The sequence below is a fragment of the Bradyrhizobium sp. USDA 3650 genome, assembly GCF_054057395.1.
Genome location: NZ_JBSRZG010000001.1, coordinates 4,330,280 through 4,344,091 on the forward strand (window position 1 = coordinate 4,330,280; position 13,812 = coordinate 4,344,091).

The following is a 13,812-nucleotide window of genomic DNA, read 5'->3' on the forward strand; positions in this document are numbered from 1 at the left end:
GCAAGCGAGCCTCGCAAGGCAAGCTTCAGAAGTCGGAAGCGATGCCCTTGCGCTCCCAATCGCCATAGCGGGTCGGCTCGGGTCCTTTTGGCCCCTGCAACTCCTTTGGCGCTGCCTGGCCGTCGTTTTTGGCTCGGACTGCCGCAGCCTGCCGGCGCGCTTCGGCCTCGGCCAGCGCACGCTGGGCGGCCGGCGTGAGCTGCTTGCGGTCGGGAACGGAAGGCTGGTCACTCATCGTCGGCTTTCTAGCGCGTGATGGCCCGCGGCGCGACGCCCAATAACGCATTCCTGAAATGGCTCCGAAAGGGCTGAAAAACCCGGAAGCGATTCTTACATTTGGCATATTCGCGTGCCAGAGATCGTCTCCTCAAGGCATGCGCCCATTACGGCGAACTGCCGCTCGCTCAGAACCTTGTTTCCGCATGCCTTCTCAACGTTTCGCTCCTCCATCCGAAGTGCCCGGTCTCGCGGCGCGGCGGATTGCCGCCGACATCGTCGACGGCGTGCTGCAAAAGCACCGCACGCTTGACGAGCAGCTCGACGGCAGCGGCGCCCATCCCGGACTGAAGACGCTCCCCGACCGCGACCGCGCGCTGATGCGCCGCCTGGTCGCCACCGTGCTGCGCCGGCTCGGCACGCTTGGCCATGTGCTGTCCCGCCTGCTCGACAAGGGCATTCCCTCCGACGCGCCGCGCGCGCAGAGCGCGCTGTTGATCGGCGCCGCCCAGATCCTCTGGATGGACGTGCCCGATCACGCAGCCGTCGATCTCTCCGTTCGCCTCGTGCAATCCGACCGGCGCGCCGCACGCTATGCCGGCCTCGTCAACGCCGTGCTGCGCCGCTGCGCCCGCGAGGGCAAGGCGCTGGTGGACGAGGTTGCCGCGCAATCGCTGGACCTGCCGCCCTGGATGGTCGCGCGCTGGAGCGCGCATTACGGCGAAACAGTCGCAAGAGACATGGCGCTCGCACTCAGCCACGATCCTTCGCTGGATCTGACCGTGAAGTCGGACGCCGCGCAATGGGCGAGCCGGCTCCATGGCGAAGTCCTGCCGACCGGATCGGTGCGTACGGTGCTGCACGGCGCAGTGACCATGCTTCCCGGCTTCGCCGAAGGACAATGGTGGGTGCAGGACGCCGCCGCTGCGCTGCCGGCCCGGCTGTTCGGCGACATCACGGGCAAATCCATCGCCGATCTCTGCGCCGCTCCCGGCGGCAAGACCGCGCAGCTGGCGCAGGCTGGCGCCCATGTCACCGCCATCGACCGTTCGCCCGCCCGGGTGGCACGGCTGCGCGAGAATCTGACGCGGTTGTCGCTCCAGGCCGAGACCGTCGTCGCCGACGCCGCGGAATGGGCCGGCCCTGCCGATGGCTTCGACGGCATCCTCATCGATGCGCCTTGCACATCGACCGGGACGATCCGCCGCCATCCCGACGTATCCTGGCTTCGGCAGGAATCCGACATCGCCGCAATGACCGCGCTCCAGCGGCGGCTGCTGCAAAAATCGGTCTCGCTGCTCAAGCCCGGCGGAACGCTGGTCTACTGTACCTGCTCGCTGGAACCCGAAGAGGGCGAGCATGCGGTCGCCGCGCTGCTGGCCGCAGAGCCTGGGCTTCGCCGGGTTCCGATCGATGCGTCCGAGGTGTCGGGACTCAGCGAGATCATCACCGCCGAGGGCGATTTGCGCACCCTGCCCAGCCATCTGCCGAACGCTGATCCCAAGCTCGGCGGGCTCGACGGATTTTTCGCGGCCCGGCTCGTTAAATCCTGATTTTGCACTGGATTTTGCAACCACGGCGCTGATTCGCGTCGTTCAAGGTGGTGTCGGCCGTCCGATTTTGGGATTAATAAGGATTCGTCGGAATCCTCTCCCCCATCAAGGCAAGGCGTGTCGGTCGCTCAACGCAGACGTATCTCGACGCTGGTGATGAACCGCTTCGCGCGGAACATGCTCGCGCGCGCGAGCGGCGGTTCCGTCGCCCTGTCGCGGGTCTGGCCCGGCCGCGCCGACCGGCTGATCATCGCGCCGCATGATCTGCGCACCGCGGATGCGACCCGCGCCGCCGAGATCTATGCCGGCCGCTTCGTCTTCGCCGGCAAGATCGTCAATTGCCACGGCCGCTCGATCTTCGATCTCGAGCCGCCGTCGGAGGATTGGGAGGTTGCGCTGCTCGGCTTCGGCTGGCTGCGCCATTTGCGCGCCGCCGACACCGCGCTGACGCGCGCCAATGCGCGCTCGCTGATCGAGGACTGGATCGGCAACCCTGCCAGCAAGCGCCGTCCCGTCGCGCGACGCGCCGACGTGCTGGCGCGACGCGTGATCTCCCTGCTGTCGCAGGCGCCGCTGGTGCTCAACGATACCGACAACAAATTCTACCGCCGCTATCTGCGCGCGCTGGCGCGCGAGATCCGCTTGCTGCGCTACACCATGGTCAACATTCCCGACGGAGTGCCGAAGCTCCAGGTGCTGATCGCGCTGTGCTATGCGGCGCTGTGCCTCGCCAACCAGGCAAGTCACATCCGCAGCACCTCGAAAAAGCTCTCGGATGAATTGCAGCGGCAGATCCTGCCCGACGGCGGGCATGTCTCGCGCAACCCGGGCGCGCTGATCGAGCTCTTGATCGACCTGTTGCCGCTGCGGCAGACCTTTGCCGCCCGCAACATCGCGCCGCCGCCCGCGCTGCTCAACGCGATCGACCGCATGATGCCGATGCTCCGCTTCTTCCGCCACGGCGACGGCAATTTCGCGCTGTTCAACGGCATGAGCGCGACGCCCTCTGACCTGCTCGCGACGCTGCTTGCCTATGACGACACCCACGGCGCGCCGATGTCGAACATGCCGCATACCGGTTTCCAGCGCCTCGATGCCGGCCAGACCACGCTGATCATCGACACCGGCCCGCCGCCGGCGGCCGGCGTCAGCCACGACGCCCATGCCGGCTGCCTGTCGTTCGAACTATCCTCCGGCATCAGCCGCATCGTCACCAATTGCGGCATGCCGACCACGGGCCGCGACAATTGGCGGCCGTTCGCACGCGGCACGGCGGCGCATTCGACGCTGACCTATCACGACACCTCGTCATGCCAGTTCGTGGAGATGTCGGCGATGAAGCGGCTCTTGCACGGTGCTCCGGTCACCAGCGGCCCCGTCGAGGTCGAGAGCTATCGCGAAATCGTGCAGAACGGCACGCTGCTCACGACGTCGCATGACGGTTACCTGACAAAATTCGGCGCGATCCACCGCCGCGTGCTGATGATCGCCAATGACGGCGCACGCATCGACGGCGAGGACACGCTGTCGCCGCCGCAAGGCGGACGCTTCAAGGGTCCGGATGCCGACTTCGCGCTCCGATTCCATCTGCACCCGGCGGTGAAGGCGAGCCGGCTGTCCGATGCCCGCGGGGTCATGCTGGTGCTGCCGAACCGCGACGTCTGGACCTTCGAGGCGCTCGACGACAAGGTCGAGCTCGAGGACAGCGTATCCCTGGCCGGCAATGACGGCCCGCGCCGCACCGCGCAGATCGTGATCCGTCAGGATGCGCGGCAGGCGCCCTCGATCCGCTGGAGTTTTGTCCGCTCCACCGCCTCGCCGGCGATCACGAATGCCCGCAGAAATGCGCGGCGGGAGCCGGAACTTCCGCTGTAGACGCATGTGATTCGGCCCGATCTGAACGTTGTGAAAGCGATCGAAAACTGCTATCGAGCCCTCGCTCGCGCGACTGGCGACCTTGGATGGAGCACCATCGGGAAGCGCGAGACTGAGAAGCCGCGCGCCTGGGCATAGACACTCCTTCAGACAGAGGATCTTGCTCATGACTGACCATCCCCGCCGCGTCACTCGCGCCCTTCTCTCCGTTTCCGACAAGACCGGCCTGATCGACTTCGCAAAGGCGCTTGCCGCGCACGATGTCGAGCTGGTCTCGACCGGCGGCACTGCGAAGGCGATCGCCGCGGCCGGCCTCGAGGTGAAGGACGTCTCCGAACTGACCGGCTTCCCGGAAATGATGGATGGCCGCGTCAAGACGTTGCATCCGAAGGTGCATGGCGGCCTGCTCGCGATCCGCGACAACAATGACCATGCGGACGCGATGACGGCGCATGGCATCGCGCCGATCGATCTGCTCGTCGTCAATCTCTATCCGTTCGAGGCGACCGTCGACAAAGGCGCGGGCTTCGAGGATTGCATCGAGAACATCGATATCGGCGGCCCCGCGATGATCCGCGCCGCCGCGAAGAACCATGACGACGTCGCCGTCGTGGTCGAGGCGCAGGACTATCAGGCCGTGCTCGACGAGCTCACCGCCAACAAAGGTGCGACCACGCTGAAGTTGCGCCGGCGCCTTGCCGCCAAGGCTTACGCGCGCACTGCCGCCTATGACGCCGCGATCTCGAACTGGTTCAACCGCCAGCTCGAGATCGACGCGCCCGATTTCCGCGCCTTCGGCGGCCGGCTGATCCAGTCGCTGCGCTATGGCGAGAATCCGCACCAGACCGCGGCGTTCTATGCGACGCCCGACAAGCGGCCGGGCGTCTCGACCGCGCGGCAGCTCCAGGGTAAGGAGCTCTCCTACAACAACATCAACGACACCGATGCCGCCTATGAATGCATCGGCGAGTTCGACGCCAAGCGCACCGCGGCCTGCGTCATCGTCAAGCATGCCAATCCCTGCGGCGTCGCGGAGGGCTCCGACCTGGTCAGTGCCTATCGCAAGGCGCTGGCCTGCGATTCCACCTCGGCCTTCGGCGGCATCATCGCGATGAACCGGGCACTCGATGCCGACACCGCGCGCGAGATCACGAAGATCTTTACCGAGGTGATCATCGCGCCGGACGCAAGCGAGGAAGCGATCGCCATCATCGGCGCGCGCAAGAACCTTCGGCTTCTGCTCGCCGGCAGCCTGCCCGATCCGCGCGCGCCCGGCCTCACCGCCAAGACGGTGGCGGGCGGTCTCCTCGTGCAGAGCCGCGACAACGCCGTGGTCGACGACATGACGTTCAAGGTCGTGACCAAGCGTGCGCCCACTGACGCCGAGATGCACGACCTGAAGTTTGCTTTCCGTGTCGCAAAACACGTCAAGTCCAACACCATCATCTACGCCAAGGATCTCGCCACCGTCGGCATCGGCGCCGGCCAGATGAGCCGGGTCGATTCAGCGCGGATTGCGGCACGCAAGGCTCAGGATGCGGCCACCGAGCTGAAGCTCGCCGAACCGCTCACCAAGGGCTCGGTGGTGGCGTCGGATGCGTTCTTCCCGTTTGCCGACGGCATGCTCGCCTGCATCGAGGCCGGCGCCACCGCCGTGGTGCAGCCCGGCGGCTCCATGCGCGACGACGAGGTCATCAAGGCCGCCGACGAGCACGGCATCGCCATGGTGTTCACGGGCACGCGGCACTTCAGGCATTGATTGATTGGCGGTAGCCCGGATGGAGCGGAAGCGAAATCCGGGTTCTCGCCTCTCGGAGAGACTTTCCCGGATTGCGCTTCGCTCCATCCGGGCTACGAAATTACTCCCGCACCCGCATCAACAGCGCCAGCCCCGCGACGAAGAACACCACCAGCACGGCCATGCCGGCCTTCTGGCTCGCCGTCACCGCGGTGATCACGCCGATCAGCAGCGGGCCGATGAAGGACGTCACTTTCCCCGTCAGTGCGAACAGACCGAAATACTGCGCGATGCGGTCCTTCGGTGCGAGACGGATCAGGAGCGTGCGTGAGGCAGCTTGCAGCGGACCGCCGGCTGCACCGATCAGGCAGCCCAGCACCAGATAAGCGCGCTCTGACGCAGCGGCGAACAATCCGCCACCGGGCGCGGGCGGCGCGACCTTGATGAAGAAGATCGAATCCTTGTCGACCAGCAGGATCGCCGCCAGCGCCAGCAGCAGGATCAGCATGCTGCCGGCGATCACGCGCTTCGGCCCGAAGCGATCGTCCAGCTTGCCGCCAAACCACGCGCCAAACGCGCCGGCGATCGCGAGCATGATGCCAAACGTGCCGATCTGGATCGTGTGCCAGCCGAACGTGCCAGCAGCATAGATGCCGCCGAAGGCAAACAGCGACACCAGACCGTCGGTGTAGATCATGTTGGCAAGCAGAAACGCCGCAAGCGATTTCTGCTGCGGCAGCCTCTTGATCGATTGCTTCAGCTCCGACAGGCCTTCGTGCAGCGCCTCGCGCACCGGACGCTTCGCCGGATAGTCCGGCGTGAACAGGAACATCGGCGTCACGAAAATGATGAACCAAAGCCCGGTCAACGGTCCGGCGGCGCGATCGCCCTGATGGCTGACCGGATCGAGCCCGAACAGAGGCGTGAGACCGAGCAACGTGCGGCCGGTCTCGGGATTGGCTGCGAGCAAGCCGAGCACGATGATCAGGCTGACGATGCCGCCGACATACCCCGTCGCCCAGCCGGTGCCGGAGAGCCGGCCGATACGCTCCGGCGGCACCAGCGTCGGCATCATCGCATTGTTGAAGAGGGTGGCGAATTCCGCGCCGACGCTGGCGAGCGCGACCGCGGTGAGCAACGGCGGGATGATCGAGGGATCGCCGGGCTTGCCGATCCACAGCGTGCAGGATGCCAGCACCAGCACGGCACCGAATCCGGCGATCCATGGCTTCCTGCGGCCGGAAGCATCGGCGATAGCCCCCAGCACCGGCGACATCAGCGCGATCGCGAGGCCCGCGGCAGCCATCGCAAAGCCCCACAGCGATTGCCCGGCGGCGGGATTCGGCGCAATGCCGGTGGCGAAATAGGGCGCGAACACGAAGGTCGTGATCAGCGTGAAGTAAGGCTGCGCGGCCCAGTCGAAGAAGATCCAGCTGACGACGGCGCTGCGCGGCGGATAGGTCCGCTGCGCGCCGGCGATGCGCGCATCCGGGGCGATCGTCGTCACTGCACAATCCTCATCACGAACAGTTTTGCCTCTGTCGGGGCAAACCGTATAGCATTGCAGCGCTGCATGTGAACTGCCCATGGCCATTGCGGAAGTTTGATGATGTCGTCTTTCTCGACACGGCGGACATTTTTCGCCTTCCTTGCCACTCTGGCGTTCGGACTTCCGGCCGCGACCGCGCAGGATGCGCGGCGGGCCTATGTGCCGCCCGCGCTCGACACGGTGCATGCCGTTCCCGCCGAGCACGGCATGGTGGTGGCGCAGGAGAAAATCTCTGCGCAGGTCGGCGCCGACATCCTGCGGCGCGGCGGCAATGCCGTCGACGCCGCGGTCGCGACCGGCTTTGCGATGGCCGTGACCTATCCGCGCGCCGGCAATATCGGCGGTGGCGGCTTCATGGTGATTCATTCCACGGAGCGCAACGAAGACATCACGATCGACTATCGCGAGACCGCGCCGGCTGCGACCACGCCGCAGATTTTCCTCGGCGCCGACGGCAAGCCCGACGCGGCGAAGTCGCGGGATTCCGCGCTCGGCGTCGGCGTCCCCGGCACCGTCGCGGGACTTGCGCTGGCGCTGGAAAAATATGGCTCGGGCCGGTTCACGCTGGCGCAACTGCTCGAGCCCGCGATCGCGCTCGCCCATGATGGCTTCCTCGTCGGCGACGACATCGCCGACACGCTGCCGGGCTGGCACAAGCGGCTGGTGCGTTGGCCCTCCTCGGCCAGGATCTTCTCGCGGCCCGATGGCACGCCGCTCGGCGAAGGCGACAGGCTGGTGCAGAGCGATCTCGCCGAAACGTTGTCGGCTGTCGCCGCACAGGGCCCGCGCGGTTTCTATGAGGGGTCGGTCGCTGAGAAACTCGCCAAGGCCGTGGCTGACGCGGGCGGCATCATGACGCCGGCCGATTTGAAATCCTATCAGGCGGTGATCCGCGCGCCGGTGCGCGGCACTTATCGCGGCTTTGACATCGTGTCGATGCCGTTGCCGTCGTCGGGCGGCGTGGTGCTGGTGGAGACACTCAATATTCTCGAAGGTTTTCAGCTCGCTGATCTGAAGCAGGGATCGCCGGCCTCGCTGCATCTGCTGATCGAGGCCATGAAGCGCGCTTATGCGGACCGGGCGCGCTATCTCGGCGATCCCGCCTTCGTCAACGCGCCGATCGGGACGCTCACCGCCAAAGACTACGCCGCGAAGCTGCGGGCAACCATCTCCGCCGATCGCGCCACGCCGTCGAAACAGCTCGTTTCCACCGCGACCTCGCCGCATGAGGGCAGCAACACCACGCATTTTTCCGTCGTCGACGGCAGCGGCAACGCGGTCAGCAACACCTATACGCTGAACTTCAGCTACGGCCTCGGCCTCGTCGCCGACGGCACCGGCGTGCTGCTCAACAACGAGCTCGACGATTTCACCGCGGCGGTCGGCGCTTCCAATGCCTACGGCCTTGTCGGCTACGAGGCCAATTTGCCCGGGCCGGGCAAGCGGCCGCTGTCCTCGATGTCGCCGACCATCGTCCTGAAGGACGGCAAGCCGGTGCTGGTGACGGGCTCGCCCGGCGGCAGCCGGATCATCTCGACCGTGCTCCAGGTGATCGTCAACGTCCTCGATTACAAGATGGACGTCGCGGCCGCCGTGGCCGCACCGCGGCTGCATCACCAATGGTTGCCCGACGAGGTCCGGGTCGAGAGCGGCTTCCCGGATCATGTGCTGCTCGAGCTGAAGGCGATGGATCATCTCATCGTCGCGCCGATGGGACAGACCTCGGCGAATTCGATCGCGGTGACCGCCAACGGGCCGCTCGGCGCGCCCGATCCGCGTAGCCGAGGTGCGGAAGCAGCGGGGCAGTAACTCTGTCCTTGCATGGCGCGAAGGCCGGCGGCCCGCTTGCGCGCGCCGCCGCGCGTGCTACCACCGCGAGGCCAGAAGAAACTGCCAAAGAAAATACTGTCGGGAAACGCACATGACCACAGTTGATCCGAACCAGCGCATCGAACGCGCCGAGATCGAGGACACCAGCCTTCTTGCCTTCTATCGCGACATGAACGCGCCGGAGCGGCGGACGTTCTGGGCCTGCGCCGCAGGTTGGGCGCTCGACGGCATGGACTTCATGATCTATCCGCTGGTGATCGGCACCATCATCGCGCTGTGGAAGGTCGATGCAGGATCAGCCGGACTCGCCGGCACCGTGACGCTGCTGGCTTCCGCGATCGGCGGCTGGCTCGGCGGCTATCTCTCCGACCATATCGGCCGGGTCAGAACGCTCCAGATCACCATCATCTGGTTCTCGTTGTTCTCGCTGGTCTGCGCGGTCGTGCAGAATTTCGAACAGCTCCTGATCGCACGCGCGGTGCTGGGCCTCGGCTTCGGCGGAGAGTGGGCGGCGGGCGCCGTGCTGATGGGTGAAGCGATCCGGCCGCAATATCGCGGGCGTGCGGTCGGCTCGGTGCAGTCGGGCTGGGCCGTCGGCTGGGGCCTTGCAGTGCTGTCGCAGGCGATCCTGTTCTCGGCTTTGCCAGCGGAGACGGCGTGGCGCTGGATGTTCGTGATCGGCGCGCTGCCGGCGCTGCTGGTGTTCTACATCCGCCGCTCCGTGACCGAGCCCGAGATCGCTGCCGAGGCCCGCGCCAAGCAGGCCGCGAGCGGCAATCGTCCGGCGCTCTGGGAAATCTTCTCCGGTCCAATCCTGAAGACCACGATCCTGGCGTCGCTGATGGCGACGGGCTGCCAGGGCGGCTACTACGCCGTCACCTTCTGGGTGCCGCAGTTTTTGACCAAGGAGCGGCATCTGTCGATCGTCGGCTCGACCGGCTATCTCTCGACGCTGATCATCGGCTCCTTCATCGGCTATCTCACCGGCGCCTGGCTCGCCGACCGGATCGGACGGCGCAATCTCTTTCTGACCTTCTCGATCGGCGCGATGGCGGTTGTACTGCTTTACACGCAGCTGCCACTCACCAACGAAATCCTGTGGGTGCTCGGCTTCCCGCTCGGCTTTTTCGCCTCGGGCTATTTCTCCGGCGTCGGCGCATTCCTGACCGAGCTTTATCCAACGCGGCTGCGCGGCTCGGGCCAGGGCTTTTGCTACAATTTCGGCCGCGGCATCGGCGCGCTGTTTCCGTTCCTGGTCGGAGCGCTGTCGGCGACGACGTCGCTTGCGAATGCGATCGCGATCTTCGCGGTGGCGGCTTACGTGCTGTTCTTCATCGCCGCCTTCGCGCTGCCGGAGACGCGCGGGCGCGTGCTGCACGCGGACTGATACAGGCTAGCTATCGTCCGACCTGATACGGCCCGCCCTTTTCGAGGGCGCGGCTGTATGCTGGCCGCGCGTGAATGCGCTCCAGGAACGCCATCGCCTTGGGATGGCCGAGCTCGAGGCCGCCGCGCGCCTGGGCTGCTTCGAGCGGAAAGCTCATCTGGATGTCGGCGGCAGTGAACTCGTTGCCGGCGAACCACTCGGTCTTCGCAAGCTCGCCTTCCCAATAGTCCATGTGCTGCTTGAGCTGCGGATTGACCAATGCGGTGAGCGCCTGGTTCGAAACCTTGCGCACCAGCGGGCGCAGCAACGCCGGCGCGCGCTTCGGCATCAGCGTGAACAGCAGCTTGAGCAGCAGCGGCTGCATCGCCGAGCCCTCCGCATAGTGCAGCCAATAGGTGAAGCGCAGCCGCTCCGACGTGTTCGGCGGCGGAACCAGCCGGCCGTTGCCGTGGGTCGCGATGAGATATTCGATGATCGCGCCTGACTCGGCGATGGTGTTGCCGTTGTCGGTGATGACGGGCGACTTGCCGAGCGGATGGATGGCGCGGAGCTCCTTCGGCGCGCGCATGTCCGGCTGGCGCTGATAGCGCACGATCTCGTAGGGCACGCCCAACTCCTCGAGCAGCCACAGCACGCGCTGGGAGCGGGAATTGTTGAGGTGATGAACGGTCAGCATCGCGTGGTCCCCGGGGCTAGGCATGGTCGATCGGCCGCGCGTTCGTGCCAGCCCGGGAACGCAATGTCGAGCCATCCGGTCAGATATTTTCACCCGGGTATATTGACCTTTGTAATTCACCCGGGTATTAAAGTCGTCACCGTGACCAATATGGCAATGATTCCAATGCAGAAGACTTTCACCGCTTTCCAAGGGCATCGCCGTCTGGTCTCCGGGCCGGCAGGAGAGGTCGCGCTGGTCATCAAGCGGATGGCGGAGCGGCCGGACCAGCCCATCGTCATCTTCGAGGACGCCACGGGCCGAACGATCGACTTCGATTTGCGCGGCGGAGACCGCGAGGTGCTGGCGCGGCTGGCGAAGCTTGTGCCGCCCCCGGTTGAGGAGACCGCATCGCCGAGCGAGCCGCGCGGCCGCGGCCGGCCGAAGCTCGGCGTGGTCGCGCGCGAGGTGACGCTGCTGCCACGGCACTGGGAGTGGCTCAGCGCGCAGCCAGGCGGCGCCTCGGTCGCGCTGCGGAAACTTGTCGAAGAGGCGCGGCGCGCCAGCGGCGACAAGGACCGCGAGCGGCAGGCGCGCGATGCGGCCTATCACTTCATGTCGACCATGGCCGGCAATCTGCCGCAGTTCGAGGAAGCATCGCGCGCGTTGTTTGCGGATGACCGGCGGCGTTTCACCGGACTGATCGCAGACTGGCCCGCCGACATCCGCGACCACATCGTCAAGCTCGCCTACAGCGACCGCGCTTAGGCGCACGCCTTCTCACAACCTATCGACGGCCGGGCCGCGCGCGCTTCGCGTGGCGACGGTTTCGCACGCCCTGATGAAAGGCCGATCCATGTCCGCCGCCAAGCCGCTCTGGAAGACTTTTCTGCGCTTCCTCGCACCGTTGATGCTGAGCAACGCGCTGCAATCGTTGTTCGGCACCGTCAGCAACGTCTATCTCGGCCAGATGATCGGAATCGACGCGCTCGCATCGGTCTCGGTGTTCTTTCCGGTGATGTTCTTCCTGTTCGCCTTCGTCATGGGCCTGAGCACCGGCGCCACGGTGCTGATCGGCCAGGCCTATGGTGCTGGCGAGCAGGGCCGGATCAAGCTCATTGTGGGCACGACGCTCGCGATCGGCCTGCTGCTCTCGATTCCAATTGCACTGACCGGCGGCATCTTTAGCCGGCAATTGATGATGATGCTCGCAACGCCCGCGGACATTCTTGACCAAGCCAGCGCCTATGCCCGCATCATGCTGCTCACCATGCCCCTCGGCTTCGTCTTCCTGCTGATGACGGCGATGATCCGCGGCGTCGGCGACGCGCTGACGCCGCTGCTGGCGCTGGCCTTGTCGACCGCGATCGGCTTGATCCTGACGCCGATGCTGATCCGCGGGTCGTTCGGATTTCCGGCGGCCGGCATCACCAGCCCGGCCTGGGCGGCGGCGATCGCTAACGCGCTGACGCTGGTCGCGCTGACCGCCTATCTGCTGCGAAGAAAACATGCATTGGCACCGGACGCTGCACTGCTGCGTCATCTGCAGCTCAATCGTGTGGTACTGGGGCAAATTCTCGGCATTGGACTGCCGAGCGCAATCGGCATGGTGGTGATGGCGATCGCCGAGCTGGTGCTGCTCGGCCTCGTCAACAGCTTCGGCTCGAGCGCAACCGCAGCCTATGGCGCGGTCAACCAGGTGATGGGCTACACGCAGTTCACGGCGATGTCGATTTCAATCGCGGTCTCGATCCTCGGCGCGCAGGCGGTTGGCCGCGGCGACAGAACGGGGCTCGACGGCATCGTGCGCACCGGACTTGCGTTCAACATCGTCCTGACGGGCGGGCTGGTGGCGCTGATCTATCTCGCGCCGCGCGCCGTGCTCGGTATCTTCATCACTGATGACGCCGTGCTCGATCTGGCGAAGGGCTTGATCAACATCGCACTGTGGAGCTCGGTGCCGTTCGGCCTGGCGACGGTGTTTTCCGGCGCAATGCGCGCCGCCGGCGTGGCACTGACGCCAATGCTGCTCGCGATCTTCGCCATTGGAGCAATCGAACTGCCGTCCGCGGTGATCCTGAGCCGCACGATCGGCCTTGAGGGTGTGTGGGCCGCCTATCCGATCGTGTTCTGCTCCATGTTCCTTTTGCAGATGGGCTATTACCTTCTGGTGTGGCGCAAGCGAACGATCCGGCGTCTGACCTGACGACATCAAAGAGATTATGACCGTCATTAAAAGGTGGACCCGCGGCGCGCGCTGCGCCACAATGCGAAAAAGCGACGTCAGGGAGGATGATTTTGACCCGCACAGCCCCGCAATTCCTGTTCGATTTCGGCAGTCCGAATGCCTATCTCAGTCATCTCGCGATTCCCGCGATCGAGCAGCGCATCGGCGTCAAGTTCGAGTACGTGCCGATCCTGCTCGGCGGCATCTTCAAGTCGACCAACAACAAGTCGCCGGCCGAGACGCTCGCCGGCGTCAAGAACAAGCGGGAATTCCAGGCGGTCGAGACCGAGCGCTTCGTCAGGCGCTTCAAGGTGCAGCCCTATGTCTGGAATCCCTTCTTCCCTGTCAACACGCTGAACCTGATGCGCGCGGCGATCGCGGCGCAGCTCGAAGGCGTGTTCGAAACATACGTCGAGGCCGCCTTCCATCACATGTGGCGCGAGCCGAAGAAAATGGACGATCCGGAAATCGCGGCGAAGGCGCTGGCGTCCTCCGGCCTCGACGCGCAAAAGCTGTTCACCCGCGCCGGGGAACCCGAGGTGAAGGGCAGACTGATCAAGAACACCGAGGAGGCTGTCGCGCGCGGCGCGTTCGGCTCGCCGACCTTCTTTGTCGGCGACGAGATGTTCTTCGGCAAGGAGCAGTTGCGCGAGGTCGAAGAGATGGTATCGGGGAAGTGATTTTCGTATGATGGACGGATCGAGCCATCATCTCCGACGTCGTCCTGGCGAAAGCCAGGACGCATAACCATCGAATCGCGTTTGGCGATAGACTGGGGCTCC

Annotated in this window: 11 protein-coding genes and 1 riboswitch; of the genes, 8 read left to right on the forward strand and 3 right to left on the reverse strand. The window is 65.5% G+C overall.

Annotated elements, in window-relative coordinates:
- Nucleotides 1–25: 25 nt before the first annotated feature.
- Nucleotides 26–235, reverse strand: a complete 210-nt coding sequence (locus ACVIN2_RS20175; RefSeq protein ID WP_456766882.1) for a DUF1674 domain-containing protein — start codon at nucleotides 233–235, stop codon at nucleotides 26–28.
- A 187-nt stretch (nucleotides 236–422) separates the two neighbouring features.
- Between ACVIN2_RS20175 and ACVIN2_RS20180 the strand changes: the two genes are divergently transcribed.
- The 3 genes from ACVIN2_RS20180 to purH all read left to right on the forward strand — a co-directional run bounded on the left by ACVIN2_RS20180 (nucleotide 423) and on the right by purH (nucleotide 5,403).
- Complete coding sequence (locus tag ACVIN2_RS20180; protein ID WP_456766883.1) at nucleotides 423–1,769, forward strand: RsmB/NOP family class I SAM-dependent RNA methyltransferase; 1,347 nt, start codon at nucleotides 423–425, stop codon at nucleotides 1,767–1,769.
- A 156-nt stretch (nucleotides 1,770–1,925) separates the two neighbouring features.
- The gene (locus tag ACVIN2_RS20185) at nucleotides 1,926–3,644 is read left to right on the forward strand and encodes a heparinase II/III family protein (protein WP_247285459.1); all 1,719 of its coding nucleotides are present in this window, start codon (nucleotides 1,926–1,928) and stop codon (nucleotides 3,642–3,644) included.
- A 59-nt stretch (nucleotides 3,645–3,703) separates the two neighbouring features.
- Nucleotides 3,704–3,785: riboswitch (ZMP/ZTP riboswitch) on the forward strand.
- Between the two features lie 25 nt (nucleotides 3,786–3,810).
- Nucleotides 3,811–5,403, forward strand: coding sequence for a bifunctional phosphoribosylaminoimidazolecarboxamide formyltransferase/IMP cyclohydrolase (gene purH / locus ACVIN2_RS20190; RefSeq protein ID WP_456766884.1), 1,593 nt, complete (start codon nucleotides 3,811–3,813; stop codon nucleotides 5,401–5,403).
- Nucleotides 5,404–5,503: 100 nt separating this feature from the next.
- On the opposite strand, the gene ACVIN2_RS20195 is transcribed toward purH, so the two are convergent.
- Entirely contained in the window at nucleotides 5,504–6,889 is a 1,386-nt protein-coding gene (locus tag ACVIN2_RS20195; protein ID WP_456766885.1) for an MFS transporter, read from the reverse strand.
- Nucleotides 6,890–6,988: 99 nt separating this feature from the next.
- On the opposite strand from ACVIN2_RS20195, the gene ggt reads away from it, so the two are divergent.
- The gene (gene ggt, locus ACVIN2_RS20200; RefSeq protein ID WP_456766886.1) at nucleotides 6,989–8,740 is read left to right on the forward strand and encodes a gamma-glutamyltransferase; all 1,752 of its coding nucleotides are present in this window, start codon (nucleotides 6,989–6,991) and stop codon (nucleotides 8,738–8,740) included.
- A 112-nt stretch (nucleotides 8,741–8,852) separates the two neighbouring features.
- Entirely contained in the window at nucleotides 8,853–10,148 is a 1,296-nt protein-coding gene (locus ACVIN2_RS20205) for an MFS transporter (RefSeq protein ID WP_456766887.1), read from the forward strand.
- 10 nt (nucleotides 10,149–10,158) lie between these two features.
- Here the strand turns inward: ACVIN2_RS20205 and ACVIN2_RS20210 are convergent, their stop codons facing one another.
- A complete protein-coding gene (locus ACVIN2_RS20210) occupies nucleotides 10,159–10,824 on the reverse strand; it encodes a glutathione S-transferase family protein (RefSeq protein WP_456766888.1) in 666 nt (221 codons plus the stop codon).
- Nucleotides 10,825–10,974: 150 nt separating this feature from the next.
- Between ACVIN2_RS20210 and ACVIN2_RS20215 the strand changes: the two genes are divergently transcribed.
- The 3 genes from ACVIN2_RS20215 to ACVIN2_RS20225 all read left to right on the forward strand — a co-directional run bounded on the left by ACVIN2_RS20215 (nucleotide 10,975) and on the right by ACVIN2_RS20225 (nucleotide 13,710).
- Nucleotides 10,975–11,571 carry a DUF2239 family protein gene (locus tag ACVIN2_RS20215; RefSeq protein WP_456766889.1) on the forward strand — a complete coding sequence of 199 codons (597 nt, stop codon included), beginning with the start codon at nucleotides 10,975–10,977 and terminating at the stop codon, nucleotides 11,569–11,571.
- 88 nt (nucleotides 11,572–11,659) lie between these two features.
- A complete protein-coding gene (locus ACVIN2_RS20220; protein WP_456766890.1) occupies nucleotides 11,660–13,009 on the forward strand; it encodes an MATE family efflux transporter in 1,350 nt (449 codons plus the stop codon).
- Between the two features lie 86 nt (nucleotides 13,010–13,095).
- Nucleotides 13,096–13,710, forward strand: a complete 615-nt coding sequence (locus ACVIN2_RS20225) for a 2-hydroxychromene-2-carboxylate isomerase (protein ID WP_456766891.1) — start codon at nucleotides 13,096–13,098, stop codon at nucleotides 13,708–13,710.
- The last annotated feature ends 102 nt before the right edge of the window (nucleotides 13,711–13,812 follow it).